Raw genomic sequence first — 20636 nt, 5'->3', positions numbered from 1 at the left:
GGCACTCGGGACCCCGAGTGGAGGCACTGACATGTTTCCGAGACCGATCCAGCAGTCATCCCGCGGAGCCCAGACCACGTATCAATCGCTGATACCGGTTGTCCTGCTCCTTTGGCTCGCACCGCTACTCGCGGTGGCCTTCTTCTCGATCAAGCCGGGAGCAGATTTCACAGCGGGAAACTACTGGGGGATGCCGTCATCCTTCGAAGGGGCAGAGAACTACGGCAAAGTCTTCTTCGAGAGCGACATGCCACGGTACTTGCTGAATTCTGTGCTGATCACGGTGCCGACAGTTCTCGGCGCGGTGGCGCTCTCCTGTATGACTGGCTTCGCCTTGGGCGTTTACAAGTTCCGAGGCAACCTGTGGATATTCTTCATGTTCGTGGCGGGAAACTTCGTTCCGTTCCAGATCCTCATGGTTCCCGTTCGCGACCTGACGCTGGAACTGGGCCTCTACAATACGAAGATGGGCCTCGTGCTCTTCCACGTCGCGTTCCAGACTGGTTTCTGCACCCTTTTCATGCGCAACTTCATTCGTGCTCTGCCGCGTGAACTGATTGAGGCGGCGCGGGTCGAAGGGGTCGCCGAATGGCGCATCTTCTGGTTCGTGGTTTTGCCGCTGATGCGGCCCGCGATTGCGGCTCTGTCAGTTCTGGTTTTCACCTTTATCTGGAACGACTATTTCTGGGCTGTTGTGCTCACCCAAGGCGCGGAGAGCCAGCCCGTTACCGCCGGAATCACAAGCTTCAATGCCCAGTACCGCGCCTCGTACCACTTGATGAGCGCTGGGAGCATCGTCGCGGCATTGCCCCCGGTCGCAATGTTCTTCCTGATGCAGCGTCACTTCATTGCGGGGCTCACTCTTGGCGCAGTGAAATGACCCGGTCCTGGATGCTCCAAGACGACCGGCAGAGTCTGCTGCTTGTCTCGACATCTGAAGGGCTTCCGCAAATAGTCTACTGGGGACCGCCGATCGCGGCGGATGAGGTGGAAGTCATCGCTCGCGCGACCCAGCGGGACGTGACCGGCGGCATGCTCGACCGGAATCCCGATCTGTCGATCTGCCCGGAGGAGAGCGCGTCCTTTCCGGGTCAGCCTGGCCTCCTTGCGCGAAACCCGCAAGGCAAGCCCCTCCGCCCGAGATTCAGGTTCACCGAAGACTGGTTTCAAGGGACATCGCTCTCTCTGACATACCGCGACGAGGTTCTGGGACTGACCTACTGGAGCGAGTTCGGGCTGGACTCTGCGACCGGCATGGTCACTGCGCGAGCCTATCTCGAGGCCGAGGAACTGACCGTAGTCGACTGGTTCGCGGCTCCGGTCTTCCCTGTGTCCGAGGCTGGGACCGAGATGATCGATTTTGCCGGCCGGTGGTGCGGTGAGATGCGGACGCAGCGCGTTCCCTGGTCGGCCGGCATCAGGTCTCGAGAAGGTCGCACCGGACGTACGGGTCATGAGAACCTGCCGCTTATCTACCTGCCCGAAGCAGGAGCGACCAATACGCAGGGGCGTGCAGAGGCTTTTCATTACGGCTGGTCTGGAGGACACCGGATGGTGGCCGAGGAGCTCCCCGATGGCCGGCGCCAGGTCCAGTTCGGCCATACTTTTCAATCCGAATCTGCTGCTCGACGACGGTTCGAGACCGCAACGCTATTTGCCTGCCGGTCTGACTACGGTCTGAATGGCTGCGCCGTCGTCTTCCAACGCTATCTGAGAGATCGAGTTGTCCCATGGCCGAACCCGGCTCGCCCTCGACCGGTCCATTATAATTGCTGGGAAGCCGTCTATTTCGGCCATTCGATGGAACGTCTCGGCGACATCGCGACCCGCGCGGCTGACTTGGGAGCTGAGCGTTTTGTGCTCGACGATGGATGGTTCGGTAGACGGGACAACGATACGTCTTCACTTGGCGATTGGTGGATCGATAGACGCAAGTGGCCCGACGGGCTTGGACCGCTGATCACACATGTCAAGAAGCTCGGGATGACCTTCGGGATCTGGTTCGAGCCGGAGATGGTGAACCCTGACAGCGAACTTTATCGCAATCACCGAGACTGGGCGCTCGGCCGTACCGACCAAGTGCTGGGACGGGGGCAGATGGTTCTCGATATGGGGCGGGAAGAAGTCCGCAATTACTTGTTCGAGGCAATGTCCGGCATTCTGTCAGAGCACGACATTGAGTACGTGAAGTGGGACCACAACCGTGTGCTGCCGCAGCCGGACGCATCACAGGTTCGTGGGACGTACGCCCTGATCGACAAGCTTCGCGCAGCGCATCCCGAGGTGGAGTTCGAGAGCTGCGCGAGCGGGGGCGGACGGATCGATTTCGGTATTCTCGGCCGCATGCACCGCATTTGGCTCTCCGACTCAAACGATGCGCTGGAGCGGTTGCGGATCCAGCACGAGGCGTCGCTATTGCTTCCGCTCGCCGTGTCGGGAAGCCACGTTGGACCGCGCCACTCTCACACCAGCGGGCGTGTGCACGACATTCGCTTTCGCGCCTGGGTCGCAGCACAGCGGCATATGGGTTTCGAAATGGACCCGGCCGAACTTACCGTCAAGGAGGCGGAAGTGCTGCGGGACGCGATTGCATGGTGGAAGGAAAACCGGGACTGGATGACGAAGGCCGATATCCTAAGGCTTGACAGTTCAGACCCGGCTCTCGTCGCCGAAGCGCAGGTTGCGCACGGTGGCGAGCGGTTCGTGGTCTTCGCAGGGCAGGCCGCCGCCTCATCGCAGATCCTCCCCCGCCCTCTGCGGCTCGCCGGTCTTGAGCCCGGGGCGCGTTACAGGGTCTCCCTGCGAAATGCAGCTGATTCCCTGCCAAACCTCTCGCGCGGCAGCCCTGCTTTGAAGGAGGGGCCATTGGAGCTTTCTGGCCAATACCTGATGGGGCAGGGGGTATGCCTGCCTTGGTCGTTCCCCGAACATATGTGGGTCCTCGAGGGAAGGCGTATTTGACGGGGAGAGTCTCAGACCACCAACGGCTCCGCATGAAGATCACTGCTGCGTTCGGGAAGCGAGAGTATACCCGTTCCATTACACCCCTGACGACACAACGAATGGAGGCGAGATGAAGCGCGCCCTGGGCACCTGCTACTACCCCGAACACTGGCCGCGCGAGCTCTGGGCAAAGGACGCGCAGCGCATGGTGAAGGCCGGCCTCACCTGGGTGCGGATCGGTGAGTTCGCGTGGAAGAGGGTAGAACCACGGCCAGAGATGTTCGACTGGGAGTGGCTTGACGAGGCGATTGACGTTCTGGGGCGTGCCGGGCTTTCCGTTGTCCTCGGAACCCCGACGGCCACGCCGCCGCGCTGGATGCTCGACCGTCATCCGGACATGCTGGCTGTAGACGCCGAGGGCCGGCAGCGCGGGTTCGGGTCGCGTCGTCATTACTGCTTTTCCCACGACGGGTACCTCGATGAATGTCGGAGGATCGTGACGCTGTTCGCGGACCGCTACGGGCGTTCACCCCATGTCGCGGCATGGCAGACTGACAACGAGTACGGATGCCATGATACCGTCATTTCCTACTCTTCGGCCGCCAGCAAGGCGTTCCGTCGATGGCTAAGAGAGCGCTATGGGACCATCGAGTCGCTGAACTACGCCTGGGGAAACGTCTTCTGGTCCATGGAGTATGACAGTTTCGACCAGATCGATCTTCCTATCCTCACGGTCACTGAGCCAAACCCGGCACATTCGCTTGCTTTTCGCCGATTTTCCTCTGAGCAGGTCGCGCGTTTCAACCGGGCGCAGGTCGAGATCATTCGTGCACGCTCGGACGCGCCCATCTCGCACAATTACATGGGCAGGGAGACGGCGTTCGACCATTTCGAGGTGGGCCGCGATCTGGATATCGTTACATGGGACTCCTATCCTCTCGGCTTCCTTGAGGATCGGGCTGGGGTAACGGTGGCGACGCAGCGCCGCTATTCCCGGCAGGGAGACCCGGATTTCCAGGCATTTCACCACGATCTCTATCGCTCGGCCGGGCGCGGACGGTGGTGGGTGATGGAGCAACAACCTGGCCCAGTGAACTGGGCCCCTCACAACCCCGCTCCGCTGCCCGGGATGGTACGCCTATGGACCTGGGAAGCCTTCGCCCACGGCGCAGAGGCTGTCTGCTATTTCCGGTGGCGGCAGTTGCCATTCGCTCAGGAGCAACTCCACTCCGGCCTTCAGCGCGCCGATCTGGTCGACGCGCCCGCGATGGCCGAGGCCGAACAGGTCGCGCGAGAGCTCGCGGACGCACCGGACGTCGCGGAGGCGCAGGCGCCGGTCGCCCTCATCTTCGATTACGACGCTTCCTGGGCTTGGGAGATTCAGCCTCATGGAGCCGAGCTCTCGTACTTTGATCTCGTTCTGGACCATTACCGGGCGCTCCGCCGCGCTGGTCTCTCGGTCGACATCCTGCCACCGACCGGCGATTTCGATGGGTATCGCATGATCCTGGCCCCCGGGCTGATGCACATGTCCGACGAATTGAAGGCGCGACTGATGGCTTGCGGAGCGGAAGTCCTGATCGGACCGCGTGCGGCGGCGCGCAACGAGGACTTCGCCATCCTCCGACCGCTTCCGCCAGCCATTTCAGGGCTCGACGTGCTGGTTTCCCGGGTGGAAAGTCTGCGGCCTGAACTCACGAGATCGGTCTCTGGAGGTGGCAGCATTTGGGGGTATTCGGAAGACCTTGAAGGTGCCGCGGAGGTCGTACTGGCGACCACTGAGGGTGCCCCGGTCGCGATGCGGACGGGATCGGTGACTTACATGGGGGGCTGGGGCGACGAGGAGCTGCTTGATCGGCTTGTCTCAGACCTCGCCGAGCGTGTGGGCCAGGGAACCCGTCGACTTCCCGAAGGGGTTCGGGTCCGCGAGACCGGTACCGAGCGCTTCTGGTTCAACCACACGGACCAACCGGTCAACACGGAAGCCGGACCCATTCCTCCAGCCGGTGTCCTGCGAGAGCCGCTAGGGTAGGACGTCGCCTCAGAGGGCGCAGAGCCCCGACAGCGATCTGGAAGTGGGCACGGGTGATGAATGTCAATGGGCGTCCATGTTTGACCCCCTATCGGCGTCCAATAATGACCCGCTCGAGCTCGGGTAGCTGGCCCGAGGCGGCGTAGCCTCCAAGTCGCGCAGACGGATCGGGCCAGCGGGTCTTGAAGCGCCAACTCTCGTTGCCGGTCTCGACGATGTTGCAGGGAGGGCGCACTTGGCAGGTGGTTCGGCACAGGTGGCCCCAAAAATGGCCCGAAAGATGCGCTCGATCGGAATTAGTCCATAATAAACAAGGGCTTGCGAGGAGGATTTGGTGGAGCCGAGGGGAATCGAACCCCTGACCTCGTCATTGCGAACGACGCGCTCTCCCAACTGAGCTACGGCCCCAACGGGTCGCTATTTGGACCGCGTCCGGGGCGGTGTCAAGCAGCGCGGCCGCTCAGAACTCCCACCATGTGGCGAGGCGGAGGCCGGTGCCGAGGTCGCCAGTGAGCGCCTGGACGAGGCCGATCTCCAGTCTGGTCCCGGGACGCAGGTCGTAGAGCAGGGCAGGGGCGGCCTTGGCGTAGGCGTCGCCGGCGGTGCCGATTCCGGTCTGCAGCTGCAGGACGCCGGTCCAGCGCTCGCCGATGTCACGGCCCCAGGTCAGGTCGAGCTTGCCCTCCCGGCGGTTCTCTCCGACGACGAGGATGGCCGAGGCATCTGCCGCGAGCCAGCCCTTGGGGAGCGTGCGCCCGGTCGAGACCCCGAGCCTCGCGATCTCTTCCAGGCTCGCCCGGAGACGGTCGTGACGCAGACCGTAAGTGAGCGTGGCGGCGACCGGGGTATCGCCCGCGGCAAGCGGCAACCGGAGAAAGGCCTGGGCGGTCTCCTCCTGGTCGCCGTTCGCGACGTAGAGGTCGAAGCCGACGGTCACCCGCTCGCTCAACCCGTACTCCAGGTAGAGCGTCGGATCGGTGTGCACCGGCCGCGTCGCGGCATCGGTCAAGGCGACGTTCGCCCCGAAGGAGAGAAACAGCGCCCCCCGTTCGCGCACCCATGGGCCCGCCTGAAGCGGGGCGGCGACGAGGAGCACCGCGAGCAGAAGGGGAAGACACTTGAAACCGAACATGGCCGGCAGTTTCGCGCGTCCAGAGTTAAACCGGGGTTAAGCGTTCAGGCTCTCGGCCGAAGCGCATAGACGAGGAGCGCGGGCCCCTCTCTCAGGAGCCCCTTGAGACGCGCTGTTGCGGGGCGTGGTCCGCTCGGCGCGCTGCCGGTCGCCGTCAATCCGAGCTTCGCGGCAACCAGCCGCGCGCGCGGGAGGTGGTCGGGGTCCGTGACGATGACCAAGCTGGTCGCGCCGATCTCTTGCAGGATCGGCCGCCCGAAGAGGAGGTTCTCCCAGGTCGTCCGCGACCGGCTCTCCAGCAGGATCGCGTCCTCCGGCACGCCGCCCTCGCCGAGGAGCCGCGCCGCCGCTTCGGCCTCGGTGACCCTGCCGTTCCCGGCCCCGCCGCAGGCGAGAACGACCTGCGAGCGGTCCGATTGCCAGAGCATCGCCGCATGCTCCGCGCGCCGACGGAGGGCGGGGGAGGGGCCGTCGGGGCGGACCGCGGCGCCGAGAAGACAGATGGCTCGCATGTGACCCGAGTGACCCGGCCGTCAGTCGAGCGCAAGCATCGTGCGAGGTCGGCGTGGCGTCGCCGATCCGATGCGCCTAGACTCGGCCTCGATGAAACGCGGCCCGAGGGCCGCCGGAGCGAAGTGAGGACACATGGAAGGCTTTCTGGAAGGTCTCGGCATCATCGCGATCATTCTGCTGATCATCGTCGGCGTCATCGCGGGCTACCTGGCGGCGCTGGTCTCGGGCGGCAACAAGGGGCTCTATGTTCTCGTCGGCGTCATCGCGGCCCTGGCGAGCCCGTTCATCCTGGCGCTGCTCGGGGTCGGTGCGCTGGCGGCAGGAGGACTGATACTGCTGCTGATCGTGGGAGCCATAGGGGCGGCGATCGTCCTTGCCATCGTGGCGGCGATCAAGCGCTAGACGCCGCCGCCCGGGCGATCAGCGCTTGCCGCGGCGCTGGTTGCCCCCGCGCTGGCCCGCTCGGCCGGCGGTGGAGCGTCCGGCGGCCTTGTTCGCGGTCTCGACCGCCCGGTCCACGGCCTGCTGCCGGGCGAGCGGATCGTCGGAGACCACCAGGTCCACCGTTTCCAGCCGCTTGACCTCGTCGCGGAGGCGGGCGGCCTCCTCGAACTCCAGGTTCTCCGCGGCCTTGCGCATGTCCGTCCGCAGGCCCTCGAGCACCGCCTGCAGGTTTCCGCCAGCGGGCGTGTCGACCTTCGCGGTCACCCGGTTCATGTCGACGTCGCCCTTGTAGAGACCGGCCAGCACGTCGTCGACGTTCTTCCGGATCGTCTCCGGCGTGATGCCGTGCTCCTCGTTGTAGGCCATCTGCTTTTCGCGGCGGCGGTCGGTCTCCCGCATCGCCCGCTCCATCGAGCCGGTGATCCGGTCGGCGTACATGATCACCCGCCCGTCGGCGTTCCGCGCGGCGCGGCCGATGGTCTGGATGAGCGAGGTCTCCGAGCGCAGGAAGCCCTCCTTGTCGGCGTCGAGGATCGCGACCAGTCCGCACTCCGGAATGTCGAGCCCCTCGCGCAGCAGGTTGATGCCGACCAGCACGTCGAAGGCGCCCAGCCGGAGGTCGCGCAGGATCTCGATCCGCTCGATGGTGTCGATGTCGGAGTGCATGTAGCGCACGCGGATGCCCTGTTCGTGCAGATACTCCGTCAGGTCTTCGGCCATGCGCTTGGTCAGCACGGTGCAGAGCGTCCGGTAGCCGGCGTCGGCGACCTTGCGGATTTCGTCGAGCAGGTCGTCGACCTGGGTCTCCACGGGCCGGATCTCCACCGGCGGGTCGAGCAGGCCGGTGGGGCGGATGACCTGCTCGGTGAAGACGCCGCCGGTCTGCTCCAGTTCCCAGGCGGCCGGCGTCGCCGAGACGAAGATCGACTGCGGCCGCATCGCGTCCCATTCCTCGAACTTGAGGGGGCGGTTGTCCATGCAGGAGGGCAGGCGGAAGCCGTGCTCGGCCAGGGTGAACTTGCGCCGGTAGTCGCCGCGGTACATGCCGCCGATCTGGGGCACGGAGACGTGGCTCTCGTCGGCGAAGACGAGGGCGTTGTCGGGGATGAACTCGAAGAGCGTCGGCGGCGGCTCACCGGGGGCGCGGCCGGTGAGATAGCGCGAGTAGTTCTCGATGCCGTTGCATACGCCCGTCGCCTCGAGCATCTCGATGTCGAAGTTGGTCCGCTGCTCCAGCCGCTGGGCCTCCAGCAGCTTTCCCTCTCCGACGAGCTGGTCGAGGCGCTGGCGCAGCTCCTTCTTGATGGCGTTGACCGCCTGGTTCATCGTCGGCTTGGGCGTCACGTAGTGGCTGTTGGCGTAGACGCGGATGCGGTCGAAGGTGGCCGTCTTTTCGCCCGTGAGCGGATCGAACTCGGTGATCGCCTCCAGCTCCTCGCCGAAGAACGACAGCTTCCAGGCGCGATCCTCGAGGTGGGCCGGGAAGATCTCCAGCGAGTCCCCGCGCACCCGGAACGAGCCGCGCTGGAAGGCCTGGTCGTTGCGCCGGTACTGCTGGGCGATGAGGTCGGCCATGATCTGGCGCTGATCGTACTCGCGCCCGGCGATCAGGTCCTGGGTCATCGCGCCGTAGGTCTCCACCGAGCCGATGCCGTAGATGCAGGAGACGGAGGCCACGATGATCACGTCGTCGCGCTCGAGCAGGGCGCGGGTGGCCGAGTGGCGCATCCGGTCGATCTGCTCGTTGATCTGCGATTCCTTCTCGATGTAGGTGTCCGACCGCGGGACGTAGGCCTCGGGCTGGTAGTAGTCGTAGTAGCTGACGAAGTATTCGACCGCGTTGTCCGGGAAGAAGCCCTTGAATTCGCCGTAGAGCTGGGCCGCCAGCGTCTTGTTCGGGGCGAGGATGATGGCGGGGCGCTGGGTCTCCTCGATGACCTTGCCCATGGTGAAGGTCTTGCCGGTGCCGGTGGCACCCAGCAGCACCTGGTCCCGCTCGCCGCCCTGCACGCCCTGCGACAGCTCTTCGATCGCGGTGGGCTGGTCGCCCGCCGCCGAGAACTCGGTGTGCATGACGAAGCGCTTGCCGCCCTCCAGCTTCTCGCGCTCGCGCACGTCGGGCGCGGCGGCGTGGAGGACGGGTTCGGTCTTGTCGGAATGGGCGTAGGGCATCTGGGCTCCGGTGGTGCGGCCTTGAGGGTAGATTGAGGCAAACCCGCCGGGCTTCAAGGGCGGCTCCCGACAGCGTGGCGTCGGCAGTGAGGGTGCGCGACCTTGCCCCGACTGCGCACCTTGCCTATAGGGGCCGCCTGACCGCGCAAGGAGCCGCTGCCCCCATGGCCTTTTCCGCCAATCTCAACGTGATGATGAAGACCGCCCGCCGCGCCGGCCGCGGGTTGCTGAAGGACTTCGGCGAGATCGAGAACCTGCAGGTCTCGGCCAAGGGGCCCGGCGACTTCGTCACGCGCGCCGACCGCGAAGCGGAGCGGCTGATCCGCGAGGCCCTGCGCGAGGCGCGCCCGACCTACGGCTTCTGGGGCGAGGAAGGCGGCGAGGAGGCGGGCGAGGATCCGACCCGCCGCTGGATCGTCGATCCGCTGGACGGCACGACGAACTTCCTGCACGGACTCCCGCACTGGGCGATCTCGATCGCGCTGGAGCACAAGGGCCAGATCGTCTCGGGTGTGATCTACGATCCCGTGAAGGACGAGCTCTTTCACGCCGAAAAGGGCGAGGGGGCCTGGTTGAACCAGATGCGCCTGCGCGTCTCGGGCCGCCACAAGATGATCGAGAGCCTCTTCGCCACCGGGCTGCCCTTCGGCGGTCGCTCGGACCTGCCGGCGACGCTCAAGGACCTCGGCCGCCTCATGCCGACCTGTGCGGGCGTGCGCCGTTTCGGGGCGGCCTCGCTCGACATCGCCTACGTGGCCGCCGGCCGCTACGAGGGTTTCTGGGAGCGGCGGCTGCACCCCTGGGACATGGCCGCCGGAATCGTCATCGTCCGCGAGGCAGGCGGGTTCGTCGGCGCGATAGACCCCGAGGGCGACATCTTCGACGACGGCGAGATCATCTGCGCGAACGAAGGCACCTTCGACCGCTTCTCCAAGATCATCCGCGAGGGCTGAGCCTCAGCGGCCCCAGGGCCCGCGACGGCGCGGACGGCGTTGCACCGTGGGCACCGAGGTCCGCTTGAAGGAATATTGCGCCTCCGGGTGCGGCGGATGCCCGTGGCTCCGCTCCCAGAAGGCCTGCGCCCCGAGCCGGAGCCAGAGCGGCACCGTCAGCGCGAGTCCCGCCACGAAGCCGCCGGCGTGCGCCCAGTAGGCCGTGCCGCCCGCGTAGAGATCGGCGGAGACGCCGTTGATCACCTGCAGCCCGAACCAGATCAGCAGCATGATCCAGGCGGGCACCGGGATGATCCGGATGATGATGATCAGGAAGATGAAGACGTCGATCTTGGCCTTGGGAAAGAGCAGGAGGTAGCCTCCCATGACCCCGGCGATGGCCCCCGAGGCGCCCACCATCGGCACCTGGCTGAAGGGCGCGCCGATGTACTGCGCGAAGCCCGCCGCGAAGCCGCTCGCGAGGTAGAAGAGCAGGAAGCCGACGTGCCCCATCTCGTCCTCCAGGTTGTCGCCGAAGACCCAGAGGAAGAGCATGTTGCCCGCGAGATGCATGATCCCGCCGTGCAGGAACATGTGCGTGACGATGCCGGTCAGCCCCTCGCCCTGGCTGATGAAGGCGGGAACCAGCGCGTAGCGGGCATAGAAGCGGCTGAGTTCGGCGGTCGATTGGACCGCGACGAGATCGTAGAGGAAGACCGCGACGTTGATTGCGATGAGCGCGAAGACCACGACCGGCGTGGACTGCGAGGGATTGTGGTCGCGGATCGGGAACATGCGCGCAAAGTGGAGGGAACCGCGGGCGGGTCAAGAGGCGACGGCGGGTCGCCGATTGGCCGGGCGGCGTCAGGCCGGCAGCGCGGAGAGCACCAGCTGCACCGCCATCACCGCCAGGGTGGCGAGGATGATGCGGTTGAACCAGACCATGTTCAGCCGCCGCGCCAGCCATTCGCCGAAGGGGATCCCCAGCGTCGAGGGCGCCACGGCCAGCAGGCTCAGCCAGAGCTCGTGCCAGCCGAAGAGGCCCGCGATGACCATGCCGATCCACTGCAGGACACCGGCCACGAAGAAAACCAGCGAGACGCCGAAGATGAAGGCCTCGCGCGAGAGGCCCAGGCTCGACCAGTACATCACGACCACCGGCCCGGAGATGCCCGTGGCGGCCTGCGTCAGGCCGGTGAAGAACATCGCCGGCGGCGCGAGCCGGCGACCGAGCTCCTCGCTCACCCGCCAGTCCGGACGCGCGAGCCGGGAAGCCAGGAAGATGCCGACAGCCAGCGCGACGCCCAGGTCGAGGTAGCGGGCGGGCAGGGAGGCCAGCAGCCAGACGCCGACCGCCGTGCCCACCGTGGTGCCGAGCGGGATCGACATCATCGTCTCGCGGGAGGGCCGGTCGCTTCGGTGGCGCCACATCTGCCAGCCGTTGGTGACGAGCCCGGGCACGACGATCACCGCGATGGCCAGCGGCAACGGCAGGTAGATGGCCAGGACCGGGACCGCGATGATCGGCAGCCCGACCCCGGTCGCGCCCTTCATGGCACCGCCCAGGAAGAGGACGAGGGCCATCAGGGTCAGGATCGAGGGGGCTAGCTCCAAGGCAGCGGACTCCGGTCAGGGGCGGCGGAGACGCAACCGCCTCCGCCGAAACTGTGCCGGATCGCCCGGCGTTCCCGGCTCAGCCGAGGCTCTTGGCGTGATCGGCGAGGATGCGGCGACCGGACTCCGCCAGGGCGTCCAGCTGCGCGGCCGAGGGGGCGTCGGTGAGGCGGCCGCCCCACTTGCGGAGCTTGCCGCCGATCATGACCGTGTCGACGTTGCCGATCCCCGCGTGGAAGAGGATCGAGGCGACGGGATCGATGACGGGATGCATGTTGAGCTGGCGCGCGTCGAGCAGGACGATGTCCGCCTGCTTTCCGGGGGTCAGGCTGCCGATCCTGTTCTCCAGTCCGAGCATCCGCGCGCCGCCCATGGTGGCCCATTCGATCGCCTCGCGCATGGGAATGGTGATGGTGTCGGGCGCCGCACCGGTTTCTGCGCGCACGACGAGGTTGTCCTCGTGTCGCGCCGCCTGGAGCGCGAAGCGGGTGACGGCGAACATGTCGCCGGTCATGTCGCTCTCCACGTCGCTGCCCAGCGAGATTGCCCCGCCGAGACGGCGCAGGCGGCAGGTCAGCGGATCGCCGAAGCCCATCTGAAGCTCGACTTCCGGCGTTAGGGTGAACTGCACACCGTGCTCGACGAGGAAGGACAGCGTCCGGTCGTCGAGGGCGTTGCCGTGGACCACGTTGGCGCGGGAGCCCAGGTGCCCGGCAGCGGCGAGCCGCTGAAACCCGTCGTCGGTCATCATCTGCTGGGCGCTGATGTGCATCGAGGCGACCAGGTCCAGGTCATGCGCCAGCTTGAAGTCCGCCTCGCAGACCTCCCAGACCGACATCTGCGGGCCAAGCACCGCCAGCCCCAGGGTCACCAGCCCGTCGTCGGAGGAAAGCCGTCCGTTGCGCAGGCGATGGACCTCGTCGGCCGGCATAGGGATCTCGGAGAAGTGCTTCTGCCCCGGCTTGGGATCGGGCTTGGGAGAGCCGTGCAGGAAGACCGCACGGATGCCCGAGGCTTCGAGCCCGTCGACGGCGGCATCGGTGTGATCCGGCGTCGGGTTGTTGTGGCACCAGTCGGCGAGAGTCGTGGTTCCGGAATTGATCTGGTTCAGAGCGCCGATGTGATTGCCGATCCGGATATCGTCCGGGCCGAAATGTCCGGCGAGGCCCGCATGCATGGCGCGAAGGTATTCCTTGATCGTCCAGTCGGCCGCGACGCCCCGAAGGCCCGTCTGCCAGGTGTGGATATGGGCGTTCACGAAGCCCGGCATCGCGATCATGCCCTCGGCCTCGATCACCTCGGCTTCGCCTGCACTCAGCCCACGGCCGACCTCGAGGATCCGGTCGTCCTCGATGAGGATGTCTGCGCCGTCGATGTCCCTCAGGTCGGGGTCGACGGTTACGACGTTGGCGTTGCGGATGAGGGTTCGGCTCATGTCGGCACCTTTCAGAAGAGCACCAGTGCGATCTCGGGAACGAAGACGAGAAGCACGGTGAAGAGGAGCATGGTGATGACGTAGGGCCCCACGCCGGTGAAGATTTCCCCGAGCGTGGCGAACTTCTCGGGCAGGGAGCCCTTCACGACGAAGACCGACAAGCCGAAGGGTGGCGTCAGCAGGCCGATCTCGACGGCGATGATCGTGAGCACGCCGAACCAGACCGGGTTGCCGCCGAAGGCCGTGACGACCGGGATGGCGATCGGCACGACGATGAGCAGGATCGACACGGAGTCGAGGATCATGCCCAGCATCATCACCAGCAGGATGTAGGCGAGGCAGAAGCCGATCAGCGAGAGGTTCATCGAGCTGATGAACTGGGTCATCTCGTTGGGGATCGAGGAGAGCGCCAGCATCCGCGAATAGAGGCTCGCCGCGATGATGAGGAAGAGGATGCCGGCGGTGATGTAGCCGGTCTCGAGCACGACGCCCTTCACCGTCTCCCAGTTGAGGCGGCGGCGCAGGGCCGCGATGAGGTAGGCGCCCGCGGCGCCGATGGCCCCGGCTTCGGTCGGGCTGAAGAAGCCGCCGTAGATGCCGCCCATCACCAGGAAGATCAGGAAGGCGATTGGCGCGAGGCTCTGCAGCATCTCCCGGCCGGTCATGGACTCGGCCTCGGCCGTGGGCTGCGGACGGCCGGTGAAGCCCGGCGTGGCCGTGACCAGGAAGGTGTTCAGCAACCCGAAGCAGAGCGCGAGCCCCAGCCCTGGCACGACCGCCGCGAGGAAGAGCGCGCCGATCGAGGTCTCGGCCACGAGACCGTAGATGATGAGCAGCAGGCTCGGCGGGATCAGCATCCCGAGCACCGAGGAGCCAGCGACCACGCCCACGGCGAAGCGGCGCGTGTAGCCCGACTCGACCATGGGCGGCACGGCGATCCGGCTGAAGACCGCCGCCGATGCGATGGAGGAGCCGGTGATCGCGGCGAAGACGGCATTCGCCGCGACGGTGGCGTTCGGCAATCCGCCACGGACCCTGTGCAGCAGCACCACCGCCACGCGGAAGGCGTCGCGGCCGACGTCGGCGCGGTCGAGGATCAGGCCCATCATGACGAAGAGCGGCACCACCCCGAACTCGAAGGAGCGCACGGTGCTCGAGGCCGCGATGCCGAGCGCGTTGTCGGCGATGTTGAGATTGAAGCGCAGCGCCCAGATCGCGAAGAAGGACATCACGATCAGCGCGAAGGCCACGGGCATGCCGAGCGCGACGCTGGTGAAGAGGCCGATGAAGGCGAGGATCCCGAGCTGGACCGGGCTGAGGTCGCCGTAGACCAGCACCAGGGCGAAGACGACGACCGCCAGGCAGAGCAGCAGGAAGCCGAGCAGGCCGTTGGCGACCCGGTCGGGCCCGCGCAACTCGTGCAGCATCCGCGCCCCGTTCAGCACGGCGACGCGCCCCGTTTCGATGGTCGCGACGAAGGCCCCGATGGCGGTGACGAGCTTGAAGGGCCAGAGCGACAGCTGGAACGCTCCGACGGCGCCTGAGTATTCTCCGCGCTCGTAGGAGGTGAGGGCGTCCTCCCCCAGCCAGATCACGATGCGGATCATCAGCAGGAAGCCGATGAGGTAGAAGATCATCTTCGCCCCTTCGGCGAGCAGCGGGCGGGTTTCCTCCCAGGTGCCCATCAGGAAGTCGGCGTTGATCATGCGGCCCTGACGGATCGTCGCCCCCAGCTGGCAGAAGATGCAGGCGACGATGGCATAGGCCACGAATTCGGAGACGCCGTTGAGCGGCATCGAGAAGAATTTTCGGAGCAGGACGTCGGCGACGATCAGCACCATGAAGCCGACGATGGCGATCGAGCCGGCCGCGGTGAGGACGAACGAGACCCATGACAGACCTCGGTCGGCGCTGTGCCAGAAGCCGTGCTGGTCGGAAGCCGCGAGGTTGTCGGAGCCGTTTGTCATGGGGGCATGCGTCCACGGTAGAAGGCGTCAGAAGCAAGCGTGTCCCCGCCGCAGGGCAGGGACACGCTCCGGGTCGTTCGAGATCAGAGGTTTTCCGACCAGTCGCGCAGGGGCTCGGCGCCCTGTTCGCGCACCGTCTCCATGAAGGCGATCATGATCTCGCGGGCCGGGATGCCCTGCGGCTCGAGCGAGTCCACGAAGGCCTGGCCGAGGTCGGGCATCCGGTTCACCCACTCGACCTTCTGCTCTTCGGGCATGTCGGTGACCGTGGCGCCCTCTTCCTCGAAGGCGGGCCAGATCTTCTCTTCCAGCTCGGTGATGATCCGGGCGTTCTCGGTCGAGTACTCGGCGCCGAGTTCCGCCAGCACCTCCTGCACGTCCTCGGGCAGCGAGTTGTAGGTGTCGGTGTTCACCCCGAAGCCGCCGAAGGTCAGCGGGCCCGTTCCGACGCGGGTGACGTAGGGCGCCACCTCGTGCAGCTTGAGCGGGTAGGCGCCGGTGCCGATGAGGATGACGCCGTCGCCGACGCCGGTCTGCACCTGGCTGTACATGCTCGGGATGCCGGTCGCGACGAGCGAGGCGCCGAGGGGCTCGACCCAGGGCGCGATGGTGGCGCCGCCGAGGATCTTCATGCCCTCGAGATCTGAGAGCTGCTCGATCGGCTCCTTGGTGAAGAGGCTGTAGCCGTCCGACACGCAGGACCCGAAGAAGGTCACGTTGTGGCGGTCCCATTCCTGCTTCATCGCCGGCTGGTTGGCGTTGAGCTGGTTCATCGTGTTGATCGCCTGGTCCACGGTCTGCGTGGCAAACGGCGTCGAATACATGATGTTCTGCAGCGGCAGGCCCGAGGGCTCGAAGAGAGAGCCGATCCAGCCCATGTCCGTCAGCTGCGTCGAGACCGACTCGAGCGTCTCGTTGAAGTTGTAGAGCGTGCCGGCGAAGGCCTCGGTCCACTCGATGCGGCTGTCCGAGCCACGCTCTTCCAGCATCTGGTTGGAGCGGTCGACGATCACCGTCTTGAGCGGCTCCACCCAGGCGATCGAGAGCGGGTGGCTGGCCGAGATCGTGAGCCGGATGGTGTTCGACTGGCCGAAGGCCGGACCGCCCGAAATGATCGGAACGGCAGCGGTCGACAGCATCCCCTTGAGGGCGGTTCTGCGAGTTAGGGTCATGTGGTCCTCCCTTGACCGAAGTGTGCGCTTGCTCCTCCTGAGCGCGTCTCGGCTATCCAGAAACCGGATTATCCGCCGTGAAGCGGCCTCCGGACCTGTGCCGAATCTCGTCGCCACGGGCGCGGACGGTGCGCCAATGGCCGGATGTTACGTCAGTGAAACCGTTTGCAGAAGAGTTTTCAACGCGGGATTTGCGCTTCTTCCGCATTTCTGCGTGAGCCTTTTTCGGGGTGCTCCGACCCGTGAAGCGGCCTCCATACCCGGTCTTTCCGGGAGGGCCGGCCATCATATTGGATAATCCAATGCTCCGCCTTGCCGCCCGGGCCCCCGGCCTCCCTGCGGCATGCGATGGCCGCAGGGAGGGACCGAGGCGCCCCGGGCAGGGGGCTGCCTTATCCGGGGAGGAGGGCAGGGAGGCGTGCACCGGCAGCCCTTAGTCGTCGAAGTTGTTGGGCTTGCCCTTGCGGACGTAGTCGACCACGCCCGAGATCCCGGTGCGCGTGTGGATCGCCTTCTTCTTGGCGACATGGCCGAACATCTGGATGCCGAAGCCGCCATCGAGGTCGTTGACGATCCGCTGCTTCCAGGGCCGACGCACGATCTGCGTGGTGAGGCGGCGCGTGGTGCGCGGCTGGGTCATGATGTGGTCTGCGATCTTGTAGGCCCGCTCGATCAGCTGGTCGCGCGGCATGACCTCGTTGACCATGCCCCACTCCAGCGCCTTCTCCGGCGTGATCGCCTCGCCCGTCAGCAGGGCATAGGCGGCGCGCTTGACGCCCAGGAGCTCCTGGAAGCAGTTGTGGATGCCGTCGGCGGGGACCGAGCCGATGTCGTAGTGCAAGTCGAAGATCGTCGCGTCGTCGGCGCAGAGCGTGATGTCGCACATCAGCACGATCTCGGAGTGGAAGCCCGGGCCGTTCATCAGGCCGATGGTCGGGATCTCGAGGTCGTTGATGAGCGAGCTCACGTTGATGCGCCCGTCCTTGTAGGCGTACTCGTAGGCCCAGTACTCCATGTCCTCCTCTTCAAGGGCGAAGCCCTCGGGGTCGGAGTCCATCATGAACTCTTCGCCCGAGCCGGTGAGGATCATGATCTCGTTCTTCGGGTCGGCGCCGATCACCTTCAGCATCTGGCCGAGGGCGCGGTGGTTTTCCACCGACAGCTGGATCGGGCCACCGAGCGTGTGCGCTTCGACGAGGATCACACCGTCGTCGCGGCGGGTGAGGCGGAAGAAGTCCTTGAACGCCTCCTTGTACTCCTCGAACTCGGGCGTCGGGACGAATTTCTGCAAAGACATCGCTCTTTTCCTTCCTGTGGCGGTCGTCTCGTCTTGGACGGTCTTATTTCTCGGCTTCGAGTTTCATTCCGGCGGAGTCGGCCTGTTCTGCGAAGAGCGACAGGAAGTCGTCGTCGCGGTGGCCCCGCATGATGGCGGCCTGGATCAGCTGCATGACTCCGGCGCCCATGGGCATGGGCACCTCCTGGTCGCGCGCGACGGCCAGCCCGAGGTCGAAGTCCTTGCGCAGCAGCTCGGTCGTGAAGGTGGGCGTCCAGTCGAGCGCCAGCATGTCGGGCGTCCGCTTGCGCACCCAGTCGGTAGCGAGCACCGTGTTGTTGAGGAATTCGAGGAAGGCCGAGCGCGGCACGCCGGACTTCTCGGCGAGCACCGTCACCTCGCTCAGGCCCTGCACCAGCATGCCGAGGTAGAGGTTGTGGCAGATCTTCACGATCCGGGCCTGTTCGCCGTCGCCGACGTAGACCGAGGTCTTGGAGATCGTGTTGAGCAGCGGCGCGACGAGGTCGTAGGTCGACTTGTCGCCGGAGGCCATGAGGATCGACTGGCCCTCCGCCACGACATGCGGGTTGCCGCTGATGGGCGAGGCGAGGAAGGCCACGCCCCGGTCGGTGACCATCTTGCGGACCTCGGCGGAGACCTCCGGGCTGACCGAGGAGCAGTCCACGATAACCTTCGGCAGGCTCCCGGCACTCAGCAGGCCGCCGTCGCCCGCGATGACCTCTTCGAGATCCGAGGGGCGGGAGACCATGATGAAGACCACGTCGACGGCCTCGGCCAGGTCGACCTTGGTGTCGGCCACCTTGGCGCCGGCCGCGGCGAGGTCGTCGGTCTTGGAGCGCGTGCGGTTCCAGACGGTGACGTCGTGGCCCGCGTCGATGAGCCGGCGCGACATCGCCGCGCCCATGCGGCCCGTGCCCAGCCAGCCGATTGCCAGTTCGTTCGCCATGAGTTCGGTGTTCCCTTGTTCGTGTGGGTCCGGTTTCAGACCGGTGCGTATTCGCCTTCGGAGGTTTCAACCGCGGGGGCCTCCGGGGCCGGTCCGCTGCGACCGAGCGCCGACCAGGCGGCGGTCAGGATGTCCTGCGTGCTGAGCCCGTACTTGCGGAAGAGGTGCGGTGCGGTGCGCGAGCCCTCTGCGAAGGTGTCCTGCAGGCCGATGCGGCGCAGGGGGCGTCCGAGCCCGGCCTCGGCCATGGTCTCGGCCACCGCTGATCCGAGCCCGCCGATGATCGTGTGGTTCTCGGCGGTGACGACGGCCTTGGTGCCGCGCACGGCGCCCAGGACGGTCTCGGTGTCGAGCGGCTTGATGACCGGCACGTTCACCACGGTCACGCCCAGCCCTTCGCCCTTGAGGATCTCTGCGGCGGAAAGGGCGGAGGAGAGCATCATCCCGTTGGCGATGATCGCGACATCCTCGCCCTCGGTCAGGCGCTGGGCCTTCTTCAGCGAGAACTGGTGGTCCTCCTCGAAGATAACCGGGATCTCGCCGCGCTTGAGGCGCAGGTAGACCGGGCCGGGAATGTCGACGATTGAGGGCAGGGCCTTCCGGATCTCGGTCGCGTCGGCCACGTCGATGACGGTCATGTTGGGCAGGGCGCGCATCAGCGCAACGTCCTCGATCGCCTGGTGACTGGGGCCGCCGGGGCTGGAGACGCCCGGCATGAAGCCGACGAGCCGCACGGGAAGGTTCGGGTAGGCGACCGAGTTGACGATCTGGTCCAGCGGCCGCCGCGTGGCGAAGACACCGAAGGTATGCACGAAGGGGATATGTCCCCGCCGGGCGAGCGCGCCCGCCATGCTGACCATGTTGGCCTCGGCCATGCCCGCGTGGATGAACCGGTCGGGAAAGGTCTCCTGGAAGAGGTCGATCTCGCACTGGCGGGTCAGGTCGCCGGTGATGCAGACGATCTCTGTCCTGTCGCGCGCGAGGTCGACAAGGGCCTGGCCGTAGGGCTTCAGAACGGTCTTGTAGGGCGGTTTAAGCAACGCGGGCCTCCAGCTCGGCGATCGCCGCGTCGGCCAGCTCTCGCGGCAGTTTGATGAAATGGCCGTCAGCGCCTTCGGGCAGGGCCTTTAGGCCGTGCACCGTCGAGGTGCGCCCGATGACCACGGCGGGTTTGTCCGAGGCGATGGCCTTGCCAAGCGCCTCGTCCACGGCGGCGGCATCGTGGCCGTCCACGTCGTAGGCATCCCAGCCGAAGCTTTCCCACTTCGCCGCGATGGGCTCGATCGTGGTGATCTCCGAGACCGGCCCGTCGACCTGGCTGTCGTTGGCGTCGAGCAGGACGACGAGGTTCCTGAGCTTGTTGTGCCCGGCGAAGAGCGCCGCTTCCCAGAGCTGGCCCTCCTCGAGTTCGCCGTCGCTGCAGAGGGCGAAGGTGAGGACATCGTCCTTGCCCGCCATCTTGTCGGAGAGGGCGAAGCCCACGGCCCCGGAGAGGCCCTGGCTCAGCGAACCGCCGGTGAGGTCGACGGCGGGGGACCGCTCGGTGCCGATGGCCTCGAGGTCGGAATCGTCGAAGCCGTAGGTCTCGAGCAACTTCTCGTCGAGCACGCCGATCTCGGCGGCCGCGGCGTAGGCGGCGATGATGTAATGGCCGGGAGAAACGACGATGGCGTCCTGGCCGGGGCGGTAGTGGCGGCCATAGAGGGCCGCGAAGAGCTCCGCCGAGGACAGCACCTGGCCCAGGTAGCCGAAGCCGTGCGGCGCGATCATCTTGGCGGCGCGCAGGCGCAGACGGTCGGCCAAGCCGCCGAGATCCGTATTCGGGATCATCCTATCTCCTCCCATAAGTGGATTATCCACTTAAGCTTTCGTAGCCACCGGTTTCCGGCCTGTCAATCCGCTTCGAGCAAGGCCGCGCGGGCCAACATTGCCGCTTTTCCCAACCAACCAAGCGCGAGGGGGAAGGCGGTCGTTGACATGATTCCCCTGACCACTATACCCAGATGGCCCGTCGCGAAGTGCTAGGAACCGACACAA

17 protein-coding genes and 1 tRNA gene are annotated in these 20636 nt (G+C 66.1%); 5 read left to right on the top strand and 13 right to left on the bottom strand.

Going from position 1 to position 20636, the window contains the following annotated elements:
• Positions 1 to 31: 31 nt before the first annotated feature.
• From F3S47_RS17755 to F3S47_RS17745, 3 genes are all read left to right on the top strand, one after another.
• The gene (locus F3S47_RS17755) at positions 32 to 880 is read left to right on the top strand and encodes a carbohydrate ABC transporter permease (RefSeq protein ID WP_150446650.1); all 849 of its coding nucleotides are present in this window, start codon (positions 32 to 34) and stop codon (positions 878 to 880) included.
• Between the two features lie 11 nt (positions 881 to 891).
• The gene (locus F3S47_RS17750; RefSeq protein WP_223877873.1) at positions 892 to 2961 is read left to right on the top strand and encodes an alpha-galactosidase; all 2070 of its coding nucleotides are present in this window, start codon (positions 892 to 894) and stop codon (positions 2959 to 2961) included.
• A 112-nt stretch (positions 2962 to 3073) separates the two neighbouring features.
• Positions 3074 to 4975 (top strand): beta-galactosidase, encoded by a 1902-nt coding sequence (locus F3S47_RS17745; protein ID WP_150446648.1) that lies wholly within the window; start codon positions 3074 to 3076, stop codon positions 4973 to 4975.
• Positions 4976 to 5307: 332 nt separating this feature from the next.
• Here F3S47_RS17745 and F3S47_RS17740 read toward each other — a convergent pair.
• The 3 genes from F3S47_RS17740 to F3S47_RS17730 all read right to left on the bottom strand — a co-directional run bounded on the left by F3S47_RS17740 (position 5308) and on the right by F3S47_RS17730 (position 6619).
• Positions 5308 to 5383: transfer RNA gene (locus tag F3S47_RS17740), tRNA-Ala, on the bottom strand.
• Between the two features lie 52 nt (positions 5384 to 5435).
• Positions 5436 to 6107 (bottom strand): hypothetical protein, encoded by a 672-nt coding sequence (locus tag F3S47_RS17735; RefSeq protein ID WP_150446647.1) that lies wholly within the window; start codon positions 6105 to 6107, stop codon positions 5436 to 5438.
• Between the two features lie 44 nt (positions 6108 to 6151).
• Positions 6152 to 6619, bottom strand: a complete 468-nt coding sequence (locus F3S47_RS17730) for a YdcF family protein (RefSeq protein WP_150446646.1) — start codon at positions 6617 to 6619, stop codon at positions 6152 to 6154.
• Positions 6620 to 6752: 133 nt separating this feature from the next.
• Here F3S47_RS17730 and F3S47_RS17725 point away from each other — a divergent pair, with 133 nt between their 5' ends.
• Positions 6753 to 7022 (top strand): GlsB/YeaQ/YmgE family stress response membrane protein, encoded by a 270-nt coding sequence (locus tag F3S47_RS17725; protein ID WP_150446645.1) that lies wholly within the window; start codon positions 6753 to 6755, stop codon positions 7020 to 7022.
• Between the two features lie 18 nt (positions 7023 to 7040).
• Here F3S47_RS17725 and uvrB read toward each other — a convergent pair whose 3' ends face one another.
• Positions 7041 to 9236 (bottom strand): excinuclease ABC subunit UvrB, encoded by a 2196-nt coding sequence (gene uvrB / locus F3S47_RS17720; protein WP_150446644.1) that lies wholly within the window; start codon positions 9234 to 9236, stop codon positions 7041 to 7043.
• Positions 9237 to 9400: 164 nt separating this feature from the next.
• Here uvrB and F3S47_RS17715 point away from each other — a divergent pair, with 164 nt between their 5' ends.
• Complete coding sequence (locus tag F3S47_RS17715; RefSeq protein WP_150446643.1) at positions 9401 to 10189, top strand: inositol monophosphatase family protein; 789 nt, start codon at positions 9401 to 9403, stop codon at positions 10187 to 10189.
• A 3-nt stretch (positions 10190 to 10192) separates the two neighbouring features.
• On the opposite strand, the gene F3S47_RS17710 is transcribed toward F3S47_RS17715, so the two are convergent.
• From F3S47_RS17710 to F3S47_RS17670, 9 genes are all read right to left on the bottom strand, one after another.
• Positions 10193 to 10963 carry a rhomboid family intramembrane serine protease gene (locus F3S47_RS17710; protein WP_150446642.1) on the bottom strand — a complete coding sequence of 257 codons (771 nt, stop codon included), beginning with the start codon at positions 10961 to 10963 and terminating at the stop codon, positions 10193 to 10195.
• A 69-nt stretch (positions 10964 to 11032) separates the two neighbouring features.
• Positions 11033 to 11782: a sulfite exporter TauE/SafE family protein gene (locus tag F3S47_RS17705; RefSeq protein ID WP_150446641.1), complete on the bottom strand. Its 750-nt coding sequence runs from the start codon at positions 11780 to 11782 to the stop codon at positions 11033 to 11035.
• A gap of 79 nt (positions 11783 to 11861) precedes the next feature.
• Complete coding sequence (locus tag F3S47_RS17700; protein ID WP_150446640.1) at positions 11862 to 13217, bottom strand: amidohydrolase family protein; 1356 nt, start codon at positions 13215 to 13217, stop codon at positions 11862 to 11864.
• 11 nt (positions 13218 to 13228) lie between these two features.
• Positions 13229 to 15184 carry a TRAP transporter large permease subunit gene (locus F3S47_RS17695; protein WP_150446639.1) on the bottom strand — a complete coding sequence of 652 codons (1956 nt, stop codon included), beginning with the start codon at positions 15182 to 15184 and terminating at the stop codon, positions 13229 to 13231.
• Positions 15185 to 15267: 83 nt separating this feature from the next.
• The gene (locus F3S47_RS17690) at positions 15268 to 16356 is read right to left on the bottom strand and encodes a C4-dicarboxylate TRAP transporter substrate-binding protein (RefSeq protein WP_150446638.1); all 1089 of its coding nucleotides are present in this window, start codon (positions 16354 to 16356) and stop codon (positions 15268 to 15270) included.
• A gap of 433 nt (positions 16357 to 16789) precedes the next feature.
• Positions 16790 to 17653, bottom strand: coding sequence for an enoyl-CoA hydratase/isomerase family protein (locus F3S47_RS17685; RefSeq protein WP_150446637.1), 864 nt, complete (start codon positions 17651 to 17653; stop codon positions 16790 to 16792).
• Positions 17654 to 17696: 43 nt separating this feature from the next.
• Positions 17697 to 18599 carry an NAD(P)-dependent oxidoreductase gene (locus F3S47_RS17680; protein ID WP_150446636.1) on the bottom strand — a complete coding sequence of 301 codons (903 nt, stop codon included), beginning with the start codon at positions 18597 to 18599 and terminating at the stop codon, positions 17697 to 17699.
• A gap of 35 nt (positions 18600 to 18634) precedes the next feature.
• The gene (locus F3S47_RS17675) at positions 18635 to 19639 is read right to left on the bottom strand and encodes a transketolase family protein (RefSeq protein WP_150446635.1); all 1005 of its coding nucleotides are present in this window, start codon (positions 19637 to 19639) and stop codon (positions 18635 to 18637) included.
• Positions 19632 to 20429, bottom strand: a complete 798-nt coding sequence (locus F3S47_RS17670; RefSeq protein WP_150446634.1) for a 1-deoxy-D-xylulose-5-phosphate synthase N-terminal domain-containing protein — start codon at positions 20427 to 20429, stop codon at positions 19632 to 19634. The genes F3S47_RS17675 and F3S47_RS17670 overlap by 8 nt, the downstream gene beginning before the upstream one ends.
• Positions 20430 to 20636: the final 207 nt, after the last annotated feature.

The sequence above is a fragment of the Histidinibacterium aquaticum genome (genome assembly GCF_008710275.1).
GTDB lineage: Bacteria > Pseudomonadota > Alphaproteobacteria > Rhodobacterales > Rhodobacteraceae > Oceanicola > Oceanicola aquaticus.
Note: the sequence above shows the minus strand (reverse complement) of the source record. Positions and strands in the feature narration are given on the sequence as shown.